Genomic DNA, 452 nt, shown 5'->3' with positions numbered 1-452 from the left:
AGTCTTCGGCTTATCTTGCAGAATCGAGGCTAGGTAGCGAACCTCACGGCGCGTGAACTTGGCGCGTGCACGGATCGCGTTGAGCGCACCGATATCGGTGTCGTCGCGCAGACGGTCTGCCCACATCGTGAAGCTTGGCTTCAACCCGTTTTCATCAAGTTCCAGACCTGCTTTCGCGGCCTTTGCCACGTTAACGGTGCTGTAGCCATCGTCAGCACCGAACACCTCAACGTCCACGTCATCACGCAGAATTTCGTTGTTCTCACCACGGATTTCCAGTGCCGAGTCCGCGATCGACTTCGGAGCGCCTTGTGCCTTCACATGGTTCTCGATGCTGAGCAGACGCTTTTCTTCTTCCCGTGCGCCTTCCTGCTGCATGATTCGCTGCGCGTCGTCTTCGGTGATAAGCGAGATCAAGCCGTTGACTACTGCGGTACGGAACTGAGTGGATT

At 56.4% G+C, this 452-nt stretch carries 1 protein-coding gene; it reads right to left on the bottom strand.

What is annotated here, in order from left to right; translation table 11 throughout:
• Positions 1-417 (bottom strand): hypothetical protein (locus AC1RPQ_RS07935; protein ID WP_481762252.1); only part of this gene is annotated, 417 nt, incomplete at its 3' end.
• Positions 418-452: the final 35 nt, after the last annotated feature.

This window comes from Dellaglioa sp. CoH-57-MRSF-21 (assembly GCF_056781915.1).
Note: the sequence above shows the minus strand (reverse complement) of the source record. Positions and strands in the feature narration are given on the sequence as shown.